Genomic DNA, 19,410 nt, shown 5'->3' on the forward strand with positions numbered 1-19,410 from the left:
GCTGGGGGGAGGAGCAGTCCAGTGGAAACATGCCCCTGGGTGGGCATCGCCTCCTGCTCCTGTCTGCTTGATGGCGAGAAACAAGGAAATGGAAACCCCGGGCAGGCGCAGAGGTGGCCTGCCCTGCCCGTTTCCGGACTCAATTGCCGGAAGTGGTGTTCAGACCGGCAATGACCTTGTCGGTGATATCCAGACGGCGATCCACATACACCGCTTCCTGCAGGATCACGTCGTAATGCTCCGCCTTGGCAATCTGGATGACCACCCGATTGGCCCTGTCGAGAAGCTTCTGCAGTTCCTCGTTCTTGCGGTTGTTCAGATCTTCCTGGAATTCACGTCGTTTCTGCTGGAAATCGGAATCCATCTCCACCAGCTGCTTCTGCCGGTCGATGCGCTCGGCATCACTGAGCTTGGGCGCCTGCTTCTCGAACTGATCAAACGCCTGCTTGACGTGCTGCCCCAGATTGGCCAAGGTCTTTTCGCGCGAAGCAAATTCCTGCTTCAAGCGACTCTGGGCATCCTGGGCTGCCTTGGATTCGCTGAACAGCCGATCGGTGTTGACAAAGCCAATTCTGGCGCCTGCCACAGCCGAAGCGGGGGCCGCTTCCTGCGCCTGTACGCTGGTCCCCGACAGCATGCCGCCGGCCACGAGAGCTGCCGAAAGAATCGAAGAGAGGAGAGATGTGCGAGCTTTCATTAGAACGAGGTCCCGATCTGGAATTGCACTGGCTGGGTCTTGTCACCCGAATACTTCTTGAGAGGGCGTCCGAACGCGATACTCAGCGGCCCCATCGGGGAGATCCAGCGGATACCGATGCCTGCTGAGACGCGTACCTTCTTGACATTGGGGTCGGTGTTGAACTGGGCCACTTCGGAATAGACATTGCCTGCATCGAGGAAACCGAACAGACGCAAGGTCTTGTCGTTGCCAGCGCCCGGGAAGGGAGTCACCAGCTCGAGGTTGACGTTGAACTTGCGATTGCCGCCCACGGCATAGGTGGTACCGTCGCTGGCCGTGGCATAGGGACCGATGGCGCTTTGCTCGAAGCCTCGCACCGAGCCCAGGCCCCCTTCATAGAAGTTCTTGAATACCGGGAAGGCCTTACCTCCGATCCCCTTGCCATATCCCAGATCCGTATTGAAGGCAAAGGTGTACTGCTTGCTCAACGGATAGAAATACTGGAAGTTGTAGGTAGCCAGGGCGTAGCGCAGATCACCGGCGGGGCTGATGGCGCCCCACAGACGCTGATAGGTTCCGCTGGTAGGAGCCAGGGCACTGTCACGCTTGTCCTTGGACCATCCGATGGTCAGTGGCACCCCATAGGCGCTCGACTTGCCCTTGTTGGAATCGATGAAGTCCTGGTATTCCGCCGGAAGGGCCAGACTTTTCTGGTCGATCTTGTAGTGTTCCAGTCCGCCGCCCACATAGATGGTGTCGTTCTCGGTCACCGGGATACCGAAGTTAACACTGCCCGAGATGCGCTGCAGGTAGTAGTCGAACACATTCGAACCCTGAGAGCTGTAGGGCGTGGTGCGGCTGTAGGTGAGGTTGAAAGTGCGGGACACCCCATCGTTGGTGAAATAGGGGTCGGTCGAACTGATGGACAGCGTACGGTTGTACTTGCTGGTATTGACATCCAGCGAGAGCGACTGCCCGGAGCCGAAGATGTTTTCCTGGCTGATGCCGAAAGTGACCGACACCTTGTCGCTCGTCGAATACCCTGCCCCCAGCTGGATGGAGCCGGTGGGGCGCTCCTTGACGGCCACATTGAGGTCGGCCTGGTCAGGGGTACCTGGAACGGGCTGGGTATCGATGGCCACGTCGGTGAAGTAACCGAGGCGGTCGATGCGCTCCTTGGACAGACGCAGCTTGTCGGCGTTGTACCAGGAAGACTCGTATTGACGGAATTCGCGGCGGATGACTTCGTCGCGCGTCTTGGTGTTGCCGCTGATGTTGATGCGGCGCACATACGCGCGCTGGTCCGGGTTGGAGGCAAGCACCAGCGCCACTTCCTGCTTGTCGCGGTTGATCACGGGCTGGGGCGTGATCTTGGCAAAGGCGTACCCATAGGTGCCAAAATGCTCGGTCATGGCCTTGACTGTGTCATCGACGTCGCTTTGCTTGTAGGGCGCACCCGGCTTGATCTTCACCAGGGACTTGAACTCGTCTTCCTTCTCGAGGTAATTGCCCGACAGCGACACCCCTGAAACCACATAGCGCGGTCCTTCGGTGACGTTGACCGTGATGTCGATGCCCTTCTTGTCGGCCGACAGAGCCGCCTGGGAGGAGTTGACCTGGAACTCCATGTATCCACGGTTGAGGTAGTACTGACGCAGGGCATCCAGATCGGCGTTGAGCTTGGTGTCCGTGTAGCGATTGGACTTGGTGTACCAGGACATCCACCCACCGGTATCCTGCGACATCTGGCCCAGCAGAGTGGACTCGCCAAAAGCATGATTGCCCACGATGTGGATGCTGCGGATGCGGGCGGGAACCCCTTCGCTGATGGTGTAGTTGACATTGACGCGATTGCGTCCGACTGGGGTGGTCGTCACCACGATGTCGGTGTCGTAATACCCCTTGGCCTGATACTGGCGCTTGAGCTCCTGGACGGCGGCATCTTCCAGGGACTTGTCATAGGGGCGCCCCGACGAGATGCCCGTGTTGCCAAGGCCGGAGAGGATCTGCTTCTTCTCGAACTGGTGCGCACCGGTGATGTCCACCTGATCGATGGTCGGACGCTCCTGCACCACCACGACCAGATTGTCTCCCTGCGTGTCGATGCGTACATCGTTGAACAGGCCCAGGCCGTAGAGGGCACGGATGGCTGCAGCCCCCTTGTCGTCATCGTACTGTTCGCCGACCTTGACCGGAAGCGTGGCAAACACGGTTCCGGCGTCCACCTTCTGCAGGCCCTGCACCTTGATGTCCTTGACCACGAAGGGGGTGACTGCCCAGGCTGCATTCATCCAGAAGGCCATACCGACGACACCGGCAATCGCCGTGCGGCGGAATGGGGTTTGGAAACTACGTTTCATAAATCACAAAGAAATGGACGTCTGCACAGCACGTCGGAATCAGGATCCCAGCATGCGCGCGACGTCGTTGAACAGGGCGATCAGCATCAGACCACCAAGAAACGCCATTCCCACCCGTTGGAACCGCTCCATCCAGGGGGCTGAGACGGGCTTGCCGGTCAGGAATTCCCAGAGATAATACATCAGGTGCCCACCGTCCAAAACGGGAATTGGCAACAAATTCAATACCCCCAGACTGACGCTGATGAGGGCCACGAAGAGCAGGTAACTGGTCCATCCAGCCTGTGCCGAACGCCCTGCATAGTCGGCAATCGAGAGCGGACCACTGAGGTTCTTGAGCGAGGCCTGTCCCAGCACCATGCGCCCCATGGTCTGCAGGCTCATGGAGGCGATTTCCCATGTGCGCTGCACGCCCTCCTCCAGCCCATCGAGAAATCCGAGGCGCACGATGGTAGTGGCTGGAAGGTTGCCCAGCACGGCACCGATGCGTCCGAAGGACACGCCTCCCTGGGTCTGCACCTCAGGCAGCACATTCAGATCCAGTGCGCTGCCCCCTCGCAGGACACGCCAATGCTGCGCCTGTGGGCTGACATGCGCACGGATGCGCTGACGCAGCTGAATGGCATCCGGCACCGGCACACCATCCACGGCTTCCACCCGATCGCCCATGCGCAGGCCACCCCTCTGCGCAGGCGAATCTGGCAGCACCTCACCCACCACTGCAGGAATCCAGGGGGCGCCAATGCCCAGGCGCTGCTCAATGGCTCCGCCGGCATCTTCCAGTGCGGCATCCCGCAGCCGAAGGGGAATCTGCTCGGTCCTTCCGCTTCCCGAAGGATGAACGGTCAGCACCACATCCTCATGGGCGAGTGCAGCACGCACCAGATGCCAGCGCAGGGCATCCAGGGATGCCACTGTCATGGACTCCCCGGTTCCGGACGCCCGCTGCAGTGCCACGACCACGTCGCCCCCGTGCAGTCCTGCCCGAGCTGCCACACTGCCCTGTGGCGGTGCCGCGATGACAGGCTGCAGCTGTGGCATTCCCTGCCATGCAGCCGCAGCATAGAGCACGATGGCCAGCAGCAGATTGGCAACCGGCCCCGCTGCCACGATCAGAAAGCGTTTGTGGACCGGCTGGGTATTGAAGGCCAGATGGCGTTCGGCCGCCGGGACTTCTCCCTCCCGCTCATCGAGCATGCGGACATAGCCACCCAGGGGCAGAATGCTCAGCACGAACTCCGTGCCAGTGCTGTGGGAAGTCCAGCGCAGCAGCGGTTTTCCGAAACCGATGGAGAAGCGGAGAATCTTGACGCCGCACCACCGGGCGACCTGATAGTGGCCGAATTCATGGATGGCAATGAGGAGCCCCAGCGCCACCAGGAAGGCAGCCACCGTCAGCAGCATGCACCTCTCCGCTTGACCTCCTCACGGGCATGGGCACGGGCCTGCGCGTCGATGGCCATCAGGTCGTCCAGCCCCTGGGGGGGAGCGAAATGCACCGCATCCAGGGTAGCCGCATTGACGGCCACGATGTCCGTGAAACGGATATGACCTTCAAGGAAGGCGGCCACTGCCACTTCATTGGCCGCATTGAGCACTGCCGTGCTGCCGTTCGGGGCACGCAGCACATCCCAGACGAGCGCCAGCCCCGGAAAACGCTCGGGGTGCCCATGCGAGCGCACCGACTCGAAGGTCATGGCAGGCAGATGGGCAAAGTCCAGGGCCGCTGCCCCGCTCTCGATGCGTTCCGGCCACCCCAGACCATAGGCAATGGGCACGCGCATGTCCGGTGTACCGAGCTGTGCCACGATGGAATGGTCGCGGTATTGCACCATGGAGTGCACGATGCTCTGCGGATGGATCACCACGTCCATCTGCTCCGGAGACATGCCGAAAAGATAGTGCGCTTCGATGACTTCGAGCGCCTTGTTCATCATGGTGGCGGAATCGACCGAGATCTTGCGCCCCATCTGCCAGTTGGGATGCGCGCAGGCCTGATCGGGCGTGACCTCATGCAGAATAGACGGATCGGCGGTACGGAACGGCCCCCCCGAAGCAGTAAGGATGATTTTGTCGACTCTGGCCTGCCAGGTCGCCCGGTCTTCCGGCAACGACTGAAAAATGGCCGAGTGCTCGCTGTCGATCGGCAGCAGGGTGGCCCCGCCATCCTGGACAGCCTGCAGAAAGACCCGGCCTCCCACCACGAGCGCCTCCTTGTTGGCCAGCAGCAGCCGCTTGCCTGCGCGCGCTGCCGCCAGACAGGGAGCCAGCCCGGCCGCTCCCACAATGGCGGCCATGACGGCATCGGCATCGGGATGCTCGGCCATGGCCACGAGGCCTGCCGGTCCCTCCAGCACCTCTGTGGAGAGGTTGCCATGGCGACATGCCTCGCGCAGCTGCACGGCATGCTCGACCGAAGCCATGACCGCATAGCGGGGCCGGTGCACACGACACAGCTCGACCATGCGATCGACCTGTGTGGATGCAGTCAGCGCCAGCACCTCGAAGCGATCCGGGTGTCGTGCCAATACGTCGAGGGTACTGGTCCCGATGGACCCGGTGGCCCCCAATACCGTCACACGCTGACGGGGAGCTTGTGTCGCCACCATGTCAATTTCCTTCCAGTGTCAGAACTGCAGCCCCTGAACCAACGCCATGGACAGGGGCAGTATGGGCAAAAGCGCATCGATGCGGTCGAGCACGCCACCGTGCCCCGGGAGCAAGTGGCTGCTGTCCTTCATCCCCATGCTGCGTTTCATCAGCGATTCGACCAGATCACCCACTACGCTCATGGCAGCCAGCGCCATCACAAGGAGCGCGCCGCCCAGCCACCCGGCATGGTGCATCAGGTCGGAATAAAAATTGCCGCGGGGGAAATACCCCACGACGAGAGCCACCATGGCCAACACCCCCAGCTGCCCCCCCACCACACCGGCCCAGCTCTTGCCCGGGCTGATGGTCGGAGCCAGCTTGCGGCGTCCGAAGGCCCGCCCTGCAAAATAGGCTGCAATGTCGGCCGCCCACGCCAGCGCCAGCACGGACACCAGATACCACGCCCCAAAGCGTGCGAACAGCGCCACGGCCGCCAACCAGGCGGCCCACAGTGCACACAGCCCCCCCAGCATGCGCAACCCTCTGGGAATTCGGCTCCAGGAAGGCACCCCCGCATGCAGAAGCCCTGCTCCAGCCACGATCCAGACTCCCCCCATCACGAAAAGAAATATCGGTGCGAATCCGGACCGCGCAACAGGCCATTCCCCCCATGACATGGCCACGCAGCCTGCGCATGCCACAGCAGCCCAGGCATACGTCAGGGGAGTGGAATAACCCGACAGACGGGACCATTCCCAAGCTGCGAGCAGGATGATCAGCCCCATCAAGGCAGTGAAGGGCCATGTCACCGGGGCCAACAGAGCCCCTAGCAGCACAGCAACCAGAACGATCGCAGTCAGAATGCGGGGACCGAGCATCAGGAATGTCCCTGCTTGACCTGTGCGGAGGTCTTGCCGAACCTGCGCTCCCGCTGGGCATAATCCTCCAGAGCACGATCCAGGGCCGCCTCATCGAAGTCAGGCCACAGACAATCGGTGAAATAGAGTTCGGTGTAGGCGGACTGCCAGAGCAGGAAATTGCTGATCCGATACTCGCCGCCAGTGCGGATCAACAGATCAGGATCGGGCACATGGCTCAGTGCCAAAGATTCGTGCAGGGAAAGCTCGGTGATCGGCTCCCCACGGCTTGCGAGCGCAGCAGCCGCCTGTGCAATGTCCCAGCGCCCACCATAATTGAAGCAGACATTGAGAATGACGCCCGGGTTGGCAGCCGTCTTGGTCTCGGCGTCCGTCAGGATCTGCTGCACTTTCGGCGAAAGAGCCTGACGGGCTCCTATGAAATGCAGACGCACGCCTTCGTCATGCATGGCAGGAAGCTCACGCGCCAGTGCCTTGGCCAGCAGCTCCATGAGTCCGGAAACCTCGTCATCCGGACGATTCCAGTTCTCGGAAGAGAAGGCAAATACCGTCAGCACCTTGACGCCCCGCTTGTCGCAGGCGCGCACGCATCGCTTGAGCGACTCCACCCCCTGCCGATGGCCGATGAGCCGGGGCATGAACCGCTTGGACGCCCAGCGGCCATTGCCGTCCATGACAATGGCCACATGGTGGGGCACGATGGGAGAGGTGTTCTGAGATTTTGCTTTCATCTGCACATAGAGTCACAAGGAAGGGAAACGCCTCACGGGGTCCATGTCGGAAGCCTCCACGAGGCACGCCTTCCTCGGACCCACGGCATCACACGGCCATGATGTCCTGTTCCTTGGAGGCCACGAGCTGATCGATGGCGGCGATTTCCTTGTCGGTGGCCTTCTGCACGTCCGCTTCGGAACGCTTCTGGTCATCCTCGGAAATTTCCTTGTCCTTGACCAGCTTCTTGACCGCCTCGTTGGCATCGCGGCGCAGATTGCGGATGGCAATCTTGGCCTGCTCGCCTTCATGGCGCACGAGCTTGGTCATCTCCTTGCGGCGTTCCTCGCTCATCGGCGGCATGGGAACACGAATCAAATCGCCCAGACTGGAAGGATTGAGTCCCAGATCGCTCTCGCGGATCGCCTTCTCGATCTTGGGGCCCATGTTCTTTTCCCACGGCTGGACGCTCAGGGTGCGTGCGTCAATGGAAGCCACGTTGGCCACCTGACTGAGCGGCACCATGGATCCATAGTACTCGACCTGCACGGTATCGAGAATGGCCGGATTGGCACGTCCCGTGCGGATCTTGGTGAGGTTGTGCTTGAAGGCGTTGATGGATTGTTCCATCTTGGCCTGCATGTTCTTCTTGACGTCGGCAAGCGACATGGTGCTCTCCAGAATCGAAAGATCAGCGAATGAGGAATGAAAGGGTCAAATATAAACGAGAGTGCCCTCGTCCTCGCCAGTGACCACCCGCTTGAGCGCGCCTTCCTTGAAGATGGAAAAGACGCGTATGGGCAGCTTCTGGTCGCGGCACAGGGCAAATGCCGTGGCATCCATGATGCCGAGATTGCGCGCCATGGCTTCATCGAAGGTCAGACGGTCATAGCGCTTGGCGGAGGGATCCTTCTTGGGATCTGCCGTGTAGACACCGTCGACCTTGGTGGCCTTGAGCACCACCTGGGCCCCAATCTCGGCCCCCCGCAGGGCAGCCGCCGTATCGGTGGTGAAGAAGGGGTTGCCGGTGCCTGCGCCGAACACCACGACCTTGCCTTCCTCCAGATATTGCAGCGCCTTGGGACGCACATAGGGCTCCACGACCTGATCGATGGAGATGGCAGACATGACCCGCGCCGTCAGCCCCACATGGTTCATGGTGTCGGCCAGAGCCAGCGCGTTCATCACGGTGGCGAGCATGCCCATGTAGTCCGCCGTGGCACGATCCATGCCGACGGCACCGCCTGCCATGCCACGGAAGATGTTGCCCCCGCCGATCACGACGGCCACCTGCACCCCCAGCTCGGTCACTTCCGCGATTTCGCGCGCCATGCGCACGATCGTCTCGCGGTTGATGCCGTAGGCATCATCGCCCATCAGAGCCTCCCCAGAGAGTTTGAGCAGGACTCGTTGAACGGCAGGTTGGGCAGTACTCATGGCAGATTCTCCTTGGGAGATGAGAGATGACGGGTGAGGGAGCGAAAAAAAAGCCACGGTGCAGAACGATGCGTCATCGCTCTGTCACCGAGGCCTTGGGCAGGATCAGCCCTGCTTGGCAGCAGCGACCTGGGCAGCCACTTCGGCTGCGAAGTCGTCCACCTTCTTCTCGATGCCTTCGCCCACCACATAGAGGGTGAAGCCCTTCACGGTCGTCTGCTTTTCCTTGAGCATCTGTTCGACGCTCTGCTTGTCGTTCTTGACGAACGGCTGGCTGAACAGCGCGACTTCCTTGAGGTACTTCTGGACGGAGCCTTCGACCATCTTGGTCACGATCTCGGCCGGCTTGCCGGATTCGGCAGCCTTGGCAGCAGCCACGGTGCGTTCCTTCTCGATGAGGTCGGCGGGCACCTCGCTGCTGGACAGGGCAACAGGCTTCATGGCAGCCACGTGCATGGCAACGTCCTTGGCAGCCTGGTCATCCCCTTCGTATTCGACCACGACGCCGATGCGCGTACCGTGCAGGTAGGAAGCCAGCTTGGCATCGCCGGTGAAGCGCTTGAAGCGGCGGAAGGACATGTTCTCGCCGATCTTGCCGATCAGGCCCTTGCGCACGTCTTCGAGCGTGGGACCGAAGCCGTCCTGTTCGTAGGCCAGGGCACCCAGTTCCTCGATGGACTGGGGATTGTGCTTGGCCACCAGCTCGGCCGCTGCCTGGGCCAGTGCCAGGAAGCTGTCGTTCTTGGTGACGAAGTCGGTTTCGCAGTTGACTTCGATGATGGCGCCGCACTGGTCATCGCGATAGGCGGCGACCACGCCTTCGGCGGTGATGCGGGAAGCGGCCTTGCCTGCCTTGGTACCCAGCTTGATGCGCAGGATTTCCTCGGCCTTGGCCATGTCGCCTTCTGCTTCGGTCAGCGCCTTCTTGCATTCCATCATCGGGGCATCGGTCTTGCCACGCAGTTCGGCGACCATGCTTGCGGTAATTGCTGCCATGTGTTTCTCCGTTGTTCGTTGGGTTATTCAATCATGTGACACTTGTGAAAAAGGGGCATGCATGCCCCTTTTCCGTGAATGACCAGGGTCTGTACGATCAGGCCTGGGTGGCATCCACTTCCACGAATTCGTCTTCGCCTTCGGAGACGGCCTGAACCACCTCATTCACGGCATTTTCGCGCCCTTCGAGCACGGCGTCTGCCATGCCGCGCGCATACAGAGCCACGGCCTTGGCGGAGTCATCGTTGCCGGGGATGACATAGTCGATGCCCACGGGGTTGTGGTTGGTATCGACCACACCGATGAGGGGAATGCCAAGCTTCTGCGCTTCGGCCACGGCGATCTTGTGGTAGCCGACGTCGATCACGAAAATGGCGTCAGGCAGGCTGTTCATGTCCTGAATGCCACCGATGTCCTTTTCGAGCTTTTCGAGTTCGCGGGCGAACATGAGCTGCTCCTTCTTGCTCATGCTTTCCAGCCCGGCTTCCTGCTGCGCCTTCATGTCCTTCAGGCGCTTGATGGAGGTCTTGACGGTCTTGAAGTTGGTCAGCATGCCGCCGAGCCAACGCTGGTTCACATAGGGCATGCCGGCACGGGTGGCTTCCTCGGCCACGATCTCGCGGGCTGCGCGCTTGGTACCGACCATCAGAATGGTGCCGCCGTTGGCAGACAGCTGACGAGCGAACTTCATCGCCTCCTCGAACATCGGCAGGGTTTTTTCGAGGTTGACGATATGAATCTTGTTGCGGGAACCGAAGATGAAGGGGGCCATCTTGGGGTTCCAGAAACGGGTTTGGTGGCCGAAGTGGACACCGGCTTCCAGCATTTCGCGCATGGTGATGGACATGATTTGACTCCAGAGGTTAGGTCTAAAATTCCGCTGCGTCTGGCCCCCATGTCCATGGGATCGACCAGCACCCGGATCAGCGGATTTGCGATTGACTTTGCCAAGCACTGCACCACTAAAGTGCATTCAAAGCTGCAGCAAAGCCTGCGAATTATAGCATGCACCACAGACAAGGAAACCCATGTCCAGCGAGCCCTGTTTCCCCCCTCCCCTGCGCGTGACAGCCGGTGATGCCCTGCAGCAGCTGCCTCTGCATGATGTGGCCGGCACCCGCACGATCGAGGCCCAGGGACTGGCCACGGTTCCCCCGCGCACGCTGATGCGCCGCGCCGGCATGGCCGTGGCACGCGTGGCGTTGGCGATTGCCCCTCATGCCCAGAAGATATGGATCGCGTGCGGCCCAGGCAATAACGGCGGCGATGGTCTGCAGGCGGCTGCCTGCCTGCGTCAGGCAGGCAAGAATGTCCAGATCACCCTGCTGGCAGAACCCGACCGGCTGCCCAGCGACGCACGTGGCGCATGGGAGGATGCCCGTGCTGCAGGCGTTGCCTTTGTGGATGCCGCCCCTGCGCTGACGCCCGGGGATCTCTGCATCGACGCCCTGCTGGGAATAGGCGCACAGCGCCCACCTGCGGGACGGATGCTCGACAGCATCCTCGGTTTGCAGCATGCTCCCTGCCCGGTCCTGGCCATCGATGTTCCCACAGGTCTGCACCCGGATACGGGCACATGGCTCGACGATGCGGCACAGGGCACCCATGCAGTGCATGCCCAGCATACCCTGACGATGCTGACGCTCAAGCCGGGATTCTTCACGGGGCATGGGCGCGATGCCTGCGGACAGGTGTGGTGGGACGGACTGGGCATCTGCCCGCAAGGCCCTGCCGATGCGCACGCCGTGGCCTATCTGCAGGGAGCCTGCCTGAATGGAAAGAGTCATTCATCCAGCGCGTCCGCCGCCCTGCTGCCCCCCTATGCCAGCCACAAGGGCAGTTTTGGGGATGTATGCGTGGCAGGAGGAGCCCGTGGCATGACGGGAGCAGCCCTGCTGGCGGGCAGCGCTGCCCTTCATGCGGGAGCCGGCAGGGTGTATGTCGGACTTCTGACCTCTGACCGCCGGGCCACGGATGCAGCCCTGTCGCTGCAACCGGAATTGATGATCCGTTCGATAGGCGAGACCCCGGGTGCAGGTGTCGCATCAGCATGTCCCTGGACCACGTCCACAGTGGTGCTGGGATGCGGCGGCGGAGAAGCCGTGGCCGCCTGGACAGAAACGGTATGCCTGACAGCTCCCCGCCTCGTGCTGGATGCCGATGGACTCAATGCCGTGGCTGGTTCGGATGTCCTGCAGGAGGCGGTGCGCAGTCGTCTGGAACGCGGTCAGGTCACGATCCTGACCCCCCACCCTACGGAAGCGGCTCGCCTGCTGAAATCGAATACGGCCGCCGTCCAGGCGGATCGACTGCGAGCCGCGCAGCAGCTCGGCGAACGGCTGCAGGCCGTGGTGGTGCTCAAGGGTTCCGGAACCGTGGTGTGGGCCCCTGCGGTCTCGCCAGAGCCCCCCCGTGCTCCGATGCACAGCCATGCCCATCCGTGCATGCCCCTCCTGCACCGCCATCTGCCTCTAGTGCACCTGGCTGGCAATGCCCGCCTGTCGACTGCGGGCACAGGGGATGTTCTGGCAGGGTGCATTGCCGGATATTGGGCACAGCTGACCTCATCGGTCGATACGCATTCGACACCGGCGTGCGCACTGTCCGCCGCATGCCGTGCCAGCAGCCTGGGGGTACAGGCCCATGGCAGCGTGGCCGATGGCTGGGCCTTGTCCGAGACTCTGACGGCAGGTGCGGTGGCCCGTCACATTCCCCGATTGCACGTCGGGGCCTGAAGCGCAGACAGCGTTCAGCCCCTGCGGGAGCTCTGGGCGCCGCGTGCCGGCTTGCCTGAGGAAGACTTCTTGCGCGCTGCGGACTTGCGCTGGGCTACGGCGGACTTGGCTCCGGGCTTCGCACGCTTGCCTGCTGCGGTGTCGTCCCGCGCCGAACCTGCATCGGTCGCCTTGCGCCGGCGGCTCGAAGCGGGGTTCCAGACTTCCTCCTCGACGCCATGAGGCACGTCCGGCAAGGCATCGGCCGCAGCCTCTGCTGGCTGGACCGGCTTCGCGGGACGTGTGCCTGCCCTGCCTGCGCCTCGCCGTGCCGACTTGCGCGCAGGTGCATCGGCATCGTCGAGCGCTTCCCCGGCATGCACGAGCCGGAAGTCGATGCGACGCCCATCGAGATCGACCCGGATGACCTGAACCTGGACCCGTGCACCGAGCGAGAACCACACGCCGGTGCGCTCGCCGCGCAGCTCCTGACGTGCCTCGTCGAATCTGAAATAGTCGCTTCCGAGTTCAGTGATGTGCACCAGACCCTCGACATACATGGAATCGAGCGTGACGAACAGACCGAATCCCGTCACCGCGCTGACCGTGCCGCTGAATTCCTCGCCCAGGAACTGGCGCATGTACTTGCACTTGAGCCACGCCTCGACATCACGGCTTGCCTCGTCGGCGCGGCGTTCATTGGCACTGCAATGCAAGCCCGCAGCCTCCCAGGCCTGCACTTCGGCCGTTTTCTTGCGCGGCTTGATGCCGGGAGCCTTGACACGTGCTGCTGCGGTCTTTTCGAGCCGGCGGGCGAGTTTTTCCTGTGCTTCGCCAGGAGTGGGCAGCGCGGGAAGCTCATAGCGCTCGTTGCGCAGGATGGACTTGATGACACGGTGCACCAGCAGATCGGGGTAGCGTCGAATCGGGCTGGTGAAGTGGGTGTAGGCATCGTAGGCCAGCCCGAAGTGCCCACTGTTGATGGGGGTGTAGATCGCCTGCTGCATGCTCCGCAGCAGCATGGTGTGAATCTGCTCGGCGTCGGGACGATCCTTCGTCGCCTCGGCGATGGCCGCGAACTCATGGGTTTCTGGTTCATCGCTCACGCTCATGGCCACGCCCATGGTGCGCAGGTAATTGCGCAGCACCTCGACTTTTTCGGGGGTGGGCCCCTCGTGCACACGGTACAGACAGGGGCGCTTGCTGCGAGCGATGAAATCGGATGCACAGACGTTGGCCGCCAGCATGGCCTCTTCGATGAGCTTGTGTGCCTCGTTGCGCACCCTGGGGACGATCTTCTCGATGCGACCGTTCTCGTCGCAGACGATCTGGGTTTCGACCGTGTCGAGATCGATGGCTCCGCGGGCCTCGCGTGCGTGCAGCAGAGACTGGTATGCGCCGTGCAGGTTGAGCAGGTCGTCGACGCGCTCGGCGAACCGACGCGCCTCGATGCCGCGGGTATTGGAGAGAATGGCCGCCACCTGCGTGTAGGTGAAACGGGCATGGCTGTGCATGACGGCCGGATAGAACTGGTAGGCGTGCAGTTCGCCCTCGGAGGTGATCAGCATGTCACAGACCATGCACAGGCGATCCACCTCGGGGTTCAGGGAACACAGGCCGTTGGAGAGCTTCTCGGGCAGCATGGGAATGACGCGGCGCGGGAAATAAACGCTGGTGGCACGTTCATAGGCATCGATGTCGATGGCATTGCCGGTGTGCACGTAATGGCTCACATCGGCAATGGCCACCAGCAGCCGCCAGCCCTTGCGGGCAGACTTGCCGCGCCCGCCCAGTGTGGCGGGCTCACAGTAGACGGCATCGTCAAAATCGCGGGCGTCCTCGCCGTCGATGGTGACGAGCGGCACATCGGTGAGATCGACGCGGCCCTGACAGTCGCGGAGCTGCACGGTGGCCGGCAGCGCCTTGGCAACCTGCAGACAGGCATCGGAGAACACGTGGGGCACACCGTACTTGCGCACGGCGATCTCGATTTCCATGCCAGGGTCGTCCACCTCGCCCAGCACTTCGGCCACCCGTCCGACGGGCTGGCCATAGAGCGCCGGAGGCTCGGTGAGTTCGACCACCACCACCTGCCCGGCACTGGCCGCGCCGATGGCGTCACGGGGGATGAGCACATCCTGGCCATAGCGCTTGTCCTCGGGGGCGACGAGCCAGACTCCGTTTTCCTGGAGCAGGCGACCGATGAGTGGCTGGGTGCTGCGTTCGAGAATTTCGAGCACCTTGCCTTCGGGGCGCCCCTTGCGGTCGTAGCGCGCCACGCGCGCCTTGATGCGATCCTTGTGGAGCACAGCCCGCATTTCATTCGGCGGCAGATAGATATCCACGCCCCCGTCGTCAGGGATGAGGAAACCATGTCCGTCGCGATGCCCCTGCACCACACCGATGATTTCCTGTTCGATTTTTCGTTCCATGTTTGTTTTTTTCATATTTGACTGCTAGAATAGCAGCTTCTTTCAGTTGCTGCCCAGGTGGCGGAATTGGTAGACGCACTAGTTTCAGGTACTAGCGAGTAACATCGTGGAGGTTCGAGTCCTCTCCTGGGCACCAGCGACTGCAAAGAATCATCATAGCCGCCGAAAGGTGGCTTTTTTGTGGTGATGCCATAAAAGCAGAAAAGTATCGATGATCCGCTTGCAGGTCATTGAAAACGGCACAGGCCCTGCTACAATCGCGCATCCACAGCTGGCCCAGGTGGCGGAATTGGTAGACGCACTAGTTTCAGGTACTAGCGAGTAACATCGTGGAGGTTCGAGTCCTCTCCTGGGCACCAGCACACAAGACAGCATCCGGTCGATGATCGGCATGCACCTGCAAACAAACCGCCGCAAGGCGGTTTTTTGTTGCCTGCTGGATTTTCCGTGCATGCGTGCCGGAGCCTTCCCCCGGCACGAGACATCAGGGTGCACGGCGGTCGCGCGGAGCGAAGGTCACTTTCAGCCCCCCCAGCCGCTCGCTGCGCGACACACAAGGCATGTAGCCGTACAGGGCAGCGATGCGCTGGACGATGGACCAGCCCAGCCCACTGCCGGTGGCCTGGTTGCCGAGCACACGGAAAAACCGCTTGCCGAGCTGCTGCATGTCTTCATCGCGCATGCCGGGACCGCTGTCCTCGACGGTGCAGCTCAGGGCGTCGGCCCCCTGCTGGCAGAGCGTGACCTGCACCTGGGCACCGTCCGGGCTGTAGCGCAGGGCGTTGTCGAGCAGGTTGCGCAGCAGGACGGCGGCCAGCGCCGGTGTCAGGGTGGCGTAGAGCGCGGGAGGCGCCTCCCATGCAATGGTCTGATGATGGGGCACGGCCCAGGTGGCGGTCAGATCCGCCACGACCTGTCGCATGGCAGGCAGCACGTCGACCGTCTGGGGAACGTCAGGGTGTGCACCGCAGCTCCCTTTTTCCACGGCGGCTTCGGCACGCCGGTCCGATTCGAGCCTGGCAAGCTGAAGCAGCTGCTCCACGAGGCGGGTAGCACGGTCGCAGCCCTGCAGCACGCCTGCGAGAGCCGTGGCACGTTCGGGTTCGGTGCGGGCCCCTTCTGCCACTTGGGCCATCATGCGAATGGCCGCAATGGGCGTGCGCAGCTCGTGTGCGGCATCGGCGGTGAAGCGGCGCTCCTGCTGCAGCATCTCGCCGATGCGGCCGAACAGTTCATTGAGGGCCTGCACCAGAGGAGCGACCTCGCGCGGCATGCGGTCGATGGCCAGCGGGCTGTGGTCCTGCGGGGTGCGGCCGGCAATCTGGCGCCCGATCTGCGTCAGGGGGCGCATGGCGCGGCGCAAGCCCCACCAGAGCACGAGGGCCAGCAGCGGATAGGCCACTATCAGGGAGACCATGAGGGTTTCGACGCTGGCACGGACGATCTGCTGGCGCGCCTCGATGCGTTCGGCCACGATGATGCGCACATCGTGCTCCCGCCCCGGAAGGGCATATGCACGCCAGCCATGATGCCCCTCCCCTACCGTGGAAAAACCGGTGGTCTGGGCGGGCGGCACGAGGGGGGTATCGGGAGCCTGTGCCGAACGCACGAGCAACTGTTCCCCCTGCCAGACCTGAAAGATCACGGGCACCCGGTAGCGATGGTGGTCGGCTGTCTCCTCGTCCCCAAGGGGGCGCCATTCGATTTCCTCGTCGCGGATGTCATCCACGGGCTGTGCCGCCAGCAGATTGGCCGTCTGTGCGAGGTGCATGTCGAGCAGATGGCCGACTTCCTGCTTGTTGTGCTGGTAGGTGCCGAGGCTGACCAGGATCCAGATGACGGACAGGATGCCCAGCAGGAGGGCCAGCAGGCGCCCCTGCATGCTGTAGAGCCGGGGCTGGTGCCCCGGTGCCTGGGCAGACGCCCCATCGGACGGAGGAGAGACGGCGGGAGCGCTCATGCCGCCTCGGCGGGAATGAGATAGCCCACGCCACGCACGGTGTCGATGAGATCGCTGCCGCATTTGCGACGCAGATGGTAGATGTGGACCTCGACCGCATTGCTGGCAACTTCACTGCCCCAGGGATAGATCTGCTGTTCGAGCTGGGTGCGACTCATGACCCGTCCACGGTTGCGCATGAGGGCATGGAGCAGATCGAATTCGCGCTGGGAAAGATCGAGGATTTGCCCCTGCTGGGTGACCTGGTGCGCCACGGGGTCGAGCATGAGGTCGCCGACCCGAAGCACGGTATGGGGCAATCCATGGGCACGGCGCACCAGTGCGCGGAGACGGGCGGCAAGCTCGTGCAGATCCACGGGCTTGACGACGTAGTCATCGGCACCGCCGTCGAGCCCGTCGATGCGGGACCGGACGGCATCGCGGGCAGTGAGCACGAGGATGGGCAGGGTCTGGCGCCGCTCCCGCAGCGCATGCAGCACCTCCATGCCGTCGAGCCGCGGCAGGCCCAGGTCGAGCACCAGGGCTTCGTAGTCCGAGGCCAAAGCCTCGCGCAATGCAGCCTGTCCGTCGCGGACCCAGTCCACCTGGAAGCCCTGCTGCTGCAGGCCAGCTCGGATGGCGGCGCCGAGCAGGTCATCGTCTTCTGCGAGCAGGATACGCATCTGTGTTCTCCTTGAGGTGCGTTGGGGACATCATTCTGCCGGGATTCACAGCAGGCTCGCCTGTGCCTGCCACCAGTACCATGCGGCAAAGGCGATCAGGCTCAGGGCGAGTGCCCAGGCCAGTCCACTGCGATGGGAGGGGACGAGATCAGGGCCTCTGCCGGGCAGGCGGCCCGACCACATGACTATCATCAGATTCTGGCGCTGCCAGAAGCTTCGGGTCAGCAGCAGGGCCAGATGCAGCAGCACGACCACGAGCAAGGCGTTGCCCAGCGCATCATGCCACTCGGCCATGGATTCGCTCGCCCAATCGAACTCGACGAACCAGCCGCTGAGCCCTGCTGCCAGACTGAGCACGAGCAAGGTGGGGATGACCATCTGGGACAGCTGGGCCAGTGCCTGGCGGAGTCGTGCGGCGGGCTGGCGACGCCATTCCTGCCATACCACCCGATGGCGATGGGCTGCCAGCCATTGCCAGCCCGCCCGAAGGCGCAGCCACCAAGCCGTGAAGCGGGCCGATGGCGGCCCGACCACGGCCCATGCCAGTCTGAAGGCAAGCGCCAGCAGCAGCACGTAGCCCGCGATCACATGCCAAAGGCGCCAGGCCTCCCCTTCGGCCGTCAGATAGGCCACGAGAAAGGACAGGGCCATGCCGGCATGGGCCACGCGGGTCGGGGCGTCCTTGACGAGACGTCCCGGGCCGGGATGAAGGGCAGCAGCAGGGGTGCGCTCCCTTTGCCCGGCAGAATGGGGGCCGGGCGGGAAATGCAACAGGGACATGAAAAAACTCCGGAAGATGCGACGGGATGCGGGATGCAATACCGCGCGGCCTCAGCGTGGAATGCGCACGCGGTCCTCGTCGTAGTCGCCCTTGTCGGCACCGCGGTGGCAGGCCATGCAGTTGGCTGGACTGCGGATGGAAGCCCGCTTGAATGTGCTGGCAGCGATTTCGTGGTGCTTGTGGACAAACCAGCGGCTGCGCGTGATGCGGTCCTGCGGAGGACGCTCCGTGTCCGTGCGGCGTCCCTGGCCGGCTTCCTTCTGCAGGTACTGGCTGATGGTGCGTGCAGTGGCCGCATCCACGGAAGCATCGGTGCCGTAGTGGCGGGACAGGGAGCCCATGATGGCATTCCAGGAACTGGCCGGCAGCATGCGGGGATCGTAGGCCATGTGGCAGGCGGCACATTCCTGCCGGTAGGCGGGGGGCATGGCGGCCACGCGGGACGCGGCAGCCGGACGGCCTTCGTGTCCATGGTGTTCCTCCCGGCCTTCGTGGCGCGAGGAGAAGTGACTTCCCTCTGCATGCTCGTCGTCGTCCGCATGGGCGCTGGTGGCCAGTACGGTCAGTCCCGAAGCGACAGCCACCAGCATGGGAATGGCCAGAAGGGCCCAGCGGCCGGGAGTCCATGAACGAATTCGTGCGATCAAACGCATGGCGATGCTCCGTAGGAAAATTCAGAAAGAAGGGACATCAGCCCGCTTCAGCGGATCGTGGTGACGTAAGCCAGAAAGTCGGCCTTCTCGCGAGGCGTGCATTCGCGATGCAGCACATCGTTGCAATTGCGGCGGAACCATTTGTCCACCTTGGCGGTTTCGGTGAAGCGACGCGGGTTGGCCGCAGGAGCCAGGGGCTCGATGCTCTTGCCGGTGGAAGCATGCTTGCCCATGCCCCGGGGAGTCGTGCCATGGCACGAGGCACAGCTCCATTCCGCACCGTGGCGGCTGGCATAGAACTGTTGCCCGCGCGCGGCGACTCCCACCCCACCGGCGGCCTGCTGCCAGCGCTGCAGCTGCTGTGCGGGACTGGTGTCTGCCGCAAAGGCCGGGGAGACGCCGGAAAGTGCCGCCAGCCCCGCCAGAACCAGCGACCACGAAAATGAACGCGCATGCATGGAAAACCTCCTGATCGATAAAGACATGAGGCCCCGGGGGCATGCGCGCACTGCAGAGATCAGGAAGATCCAGACCGATTCAGCCAAGACGGGTGGG

17 protein-coding genes and 2 tRNA genes are annotated in these 19,410 nt (G+C 62.9%); 3 read left to right on the forward strand and 16 right to left on the reverse strand.

Annotated features, from left to right (window positions below; translation table 11 throughout):
* Nucleotides 1-139 precede the first annotated feature (139 nt).
* The 10 genes from ACP2WS_RS03150 to rpsB all read right to left on the reverse strand — a co-directional run bounded on the left by ACP2WS_RS03150 (nt 140) and on the right by rpsB (nt 10,500).
* Nucleotides 140-697, reverse strand: coding sequence for an OmpH/Skp family outer membrane protein (locus ACP2WS_RS03150; RefSeq protein WP_426459468.1), 558 nt, complete (start codon nt 695-697; stop codon nt 140-142).
* The gene (gene bamA / locus ACP2WS_RS03155) at nt 697-3,039 is read right to left on the reverse strand and encodes an outer membrane protein assembly factor BamA (protein ID WP_374491381.1); all 2,343 of its coding nucleotides are present in this window, start codon (nt 3,037-3,039) and stop codon (nt 697-699) included. The genes ACP2WS_RS03150 and bamA overlap by 1 nt, the downstream gene beginning before the upstream one ends.
* 39 nt (nt 3,040-3,078) lie before the next feature.
* Nucleotides 3,079-4,443, reverse strand: a complete 1,365-nt coding sequence (rseP, locus tag ACP2WS_RS03160; protein ID WP_426459469.1) for an RIP metalloprotease RseP — start codon at nt 4,441-4,443, stop codon at nt 3,079-3,081.
* Nucleotides 4,434-5,648, reverse strand: a complete 1,215-nt coding sequence (ispC, locus tag ACP2WS_RS03165) for a 1-deoxy-D-xylulose-5-phosphate reductoisomerase (RefSeq protein WP_426459470.1) — start codon at nt 5,646-5,648, stop codon at nt 4,434-4,436. The genes rseP and ispC overlap by 10 nt, the downstream gene beginning before the upstream one ends.
* An 18-nt stretch (nt 5,649-5,666) precedes the next feature.
* Complete coding sequence (locus ACP2WS_RS03170) at nt 5,667-6,509, reverse strand: phosphatidate cytidylyltransferase (RefSeq protein ID WP_426459471.1); 843 nt, start codon at nt 6,507-6,509, stop codon at nt 5,667-5,669.
* On the reverse strand, nt 6,509-7,240 hold the full coding sequence (gene uppS, locus ACP2WS_RS03175) for a polyprenyl diphosphate synthase (RefSeq protein ID WP_374491389.1): 732 nt from the start codon (nt 7,238-7,240) through the stop codon (nt 6,509-6,511). The genes ACP2WS_RS03170 and uppS overlap by 1 nt, the downstream gene beginning before the upstream one ends.
* Nucleotides 7,241-7,328: 88 nt before the next feature.
* Nucleotides 7,329-7,889: a ribosome recycling factor gene (gene frr / locus ACP2WS_RS03180; protein ID WP_426459472.1), complete on the reverse strand. Its 561-nt coding sequence runs from the start codon at nt 7,887-7,889 to the stop codon at nt 7,329-7,331.
* 45 nt (nt 7,890-7,934) lie between these two features.
* Complete coding sequence (gene pyrH / locus ACP2WS_RS03185; RefSeq protein ID WP_426459473.1) at nt 7,935-8,657, reverse strand: UMP kinase; 723 nt, start codon at nt 8,655-8,657, stop codon at nt 7,935-7,937.
* 105 nt (nt 8,658-8,762) lie between these two features.
* Complete coding sequence (gene tsf, locus ACP2WS_RS03190) at nt 8,763-9,653, reverse strand: translation elongation factor Ts (protein WP_426459474.1); 891 nt, start codon at nt 9,651-9,653, stop codon at nt 8,763-8,765.
* Between the two features lie 97 nt (nt 9,654-9,750).
* Complete coding sequence (gene rpsB, locus ACP2WS_RS03195; RefSeq protein ID WP_374491398.1) at nt 9,751-10,500, reverse strand: 30S ribosomal protein S2; 750 nt, start codon at nt 10,498-10,500, stop codon at nt 9,751-9,753.
* Between the two features lie 181 nt (nt 10,501-10,681).
* Here rpsB and ACP2WS_RS03200 point away from each other — a divergent pair, with 181 nt between their 5' ends.
* Nucleotides 10,682-12,388 (forward strand): NAD(P)H-hydrate epimerase, encoded by a 1,707-nt coding sequence (locus ACP2WS_RS03200; RefSeq protein WP_426459475.1) that lies wholly within the window; start codon nt 10,682-10,684, stop codon nt 12,386-12,388.
* 14 nt (nt 12,389-12,402) lie between these two features.
* Here ACP2WS_RS03200 and rnr read toward each other — a convergent pair whose 3' ends face one another.
* Nucleotides 12,403-14,799: a ribonuclease R gene (rnr, locus tag ACP2WS_RS03205; RefSeq protein ID WP_426459477.1), complete on the reverse strand. Its 2,397-nt coding sequence runs from the start codon at nt 14,797-14,799 to the stop codon at nt 12,403-12,405.
* 51 nt (nt 14,800-14,850) lie between these two features.
* Between rnr and ACP2WS_RS03210 the strand changes: the two genes are divergently transcribed.
* Together ACP2WS_RS03210 and ACP2WS_RS03215 are read left to right on the forward strand one after the other, a co-directional pair.
* Nucleotides 14,851-14,935 (forward strand) — tRNA-Leu (locus ACP2WS_RS03210).
* Nucleotides 14,936-15,073: 138 nt separating this feature from the next.
* Nucleotides 15,074-15,158: transfer RNA gene (locus ACP2WS_RS03215), tRNA-Leu, on the forward strand.
* A 125-nt stretch (nt 15,159-15,283) separates the two neighbouring features.
* On the opposite strand, the gene ACP2WS_RS03220 is transcribed toward ACP2WS_RS03215, so the two are convergent.
* Genes ACP2WS_RS03220 through ACP2WS_RS03240 form a run of 5 tightly spaced genes read right to left on the reverse strand, consistent with a single transcriptional unit; the run spans nt 15,284 to nt 19,313 of the window.
* The gene (locus ACP2WS_RS03220) at nt 15,284-16,759 is read right to left on the reverse strand and encodes an ATP-binding protein (RefSeq protein WP_374491404.1); all 1,476 of its coding nucleotides are present in this window, start codon (nt 16,757-16,759) and stop codon (nt 15,284-15,286) included.
* Nucleotides 16,756-17,421 carry a response regulator gene (locus ACP2WS_RS03225; RefSeq protein ID WP_426459479.1) on the reverse strand — a complete coding sequence of 222 codons (666 nt, stop codon included), beginning with the start codon at nt 17,419-17,421 and terminating at the stop codon, nt 16,756-16,758. Before ACP2WS_RS03225 ends, ACP2WS_RS03220 begins: the two co-directional genes overlap by 4 nt.
* A gap of 45 nt (nt 17,422-17,466) precedes the next feature.
* Nucleotides 17,467-18,201: a cytochrome b/b6 domain-containing protein gene (locus ACP2WS_RS03230; RefSeq protein ID WP_374491408.1), complete on the reverse strand. Its 735-nt coding sequence runs from the start codon at nt 18,199-18,201 to the stop codon at nt 17,467-17,469.
* A 51-nt stretch (nt 18,202-18,252) separates the two neighbouring features.
* Entirely contained in the window at nt 18,253-18,855 is a 603-nt protein-coding gene (locus ACP2WS_RS03235; RefSeq protein WP_426459480.1) for a diheme cytochrome c, read from the reverse strand.
* Between the two features lie 47 nt (nt 18,856-18,902).
* A complete protein-coding gene (locus ACP2WS_RS03240) occupies nt 18,903-19,313 on the reverse strand; it encodes a DUF1924 domain-containing protein (RefSeq protein ID WP_374491412.1) in 411 nt (136 codons plus the stop codon).
* Nucleotides 19,314-19,410 lie beyond the last annotated feature (97 nt).

Source organism: Brachymonas moutaii (nom. illeg.) (genome assembly GCF_049977365.1).
Lineage (GTDB): Bacteria > Pseudomonadota > Gammaproteobacteria > Burkholderiales > Burkholderiaceae_C > Brachymonas.

Bases quoted from the DNA above. Each gene is read 5' to 3' on its own strand.
- ACP2WS_RS03150 (WP_426459468.1), bottom strand. From the start codon at position 697: ATGAAAGCTCGCACATCTCTCCTCTCTTCGATTCTTTCGGCAGCTCTC.
- bamA (WP_374491381.1), bottom strand. From the start codon at position 3,039: ATGAAACGTAGTTTCCAAACCCCATTCCGCCGCACGGCGATTGCCGGT.
- rseP (WP_426459469.1), bottom strand. From the start codon at position 4,443: ATGCTGCTGACGGTGGCTGCCTTCCTGGTGGCGCTGGGGCTCCTCATT.
- ispC (WP_426459470.1), bottom strand. From the start codon at position 5,648: ATGGTGGCGACACAAGCTCCCCGTCAGCGTGTGACGGTATTGGGGGCC.
- ACP2WS_RS03170 (WP_426459471.1), bottom strand. From the start codon at position 6,509: ATGCTCGGTCCCCGCATTCTGACTGCGATCGTTCTGGTTGCTGTGCTG.
- uppS (WP_374491389.1), bottom strand. From the start codon at position 7,240: ATGAAAGCAAAATCTCAGAACACCTCTCCCATCGTGCCCCACCATGTG.
- frr (WP_426459472.1), bottom strand. From the start codon at position 7,889: ATGTCGCTTGCCGACGTCAAGAAGAACATGCAGGCCAAGATGGAACAA.
- pyrH (WP_426459473.1), bottom strand. From the start codon at position 8,657: ATGAGTACTGCCCAACCTGCCGTTCAACGAGTCCTGCTCAAACTCTCT.
- tsf (WP_426459474.1), bottom strand. From the start codon at position 9,653: ATGGCAGCAATTACCGCAAGCATGGTCGCCGAACTGCGTGGCAAGACC.
- rpsB (WP_374491398.1), bottom strand. From the start codon at position 10,500: ATGTCCATCACCATGCGCGAAATGCTGGAAGCCGGTGTCCACTTCGGC.
- ACP2WS_RS03200 (WP_426459475.1), top strand. From the start codon at position 10,682: ATGTCCAGCGAGCCCTGTTTCCCCCCTCCCCTGCGCGTGACAGCCGGT.
- rnr (WP_426459477.1), bottom strand. From the start codon at position 14,799: ATGGAACGAAAAATCGAACAGGAAATCATCGGTGTGGTGCAGGGGCAT.
- ACP2WS_RS03220 (WP_374491404.1), bottom strand. From the start codon at position 16,759: ATGAGCGCTCCCGCCGTCTCTCCTCCGTCCGATGGGGCGTCTGCCCAG.
- ACP2WS_RS03225 (WP_426459479.1), bottom strand. From the start codon at position 17,421: ATGCGTATCCTGCTCGCAGAAGACGATGACCTGCTCGGCGCCGCCATC.
- ACP2WS_RS03230 (WP_374491408.1), bottom strand. From the start codon at position 18,201: ATGTCCCTGTTGCATTTCCCGCCCGGCCCCCATTCTGCCGGGCAAAGG.
- ACP2WS_RS03235 (WP_426459480.1), bottom strand. From the start codon at position 18,855: ATGCGTTTGATCGCACGAATTCGTTCATGGACTCCCGGCCGCTGGGCC.
- ACP2WS_RS03240 (WP_374491412.1), bottom strand. From the start codon at position 19,313: ATGCATGCGCGTTCATTTTCGTGGTCGCTGGTTCTGGCGGGGCTGGCG.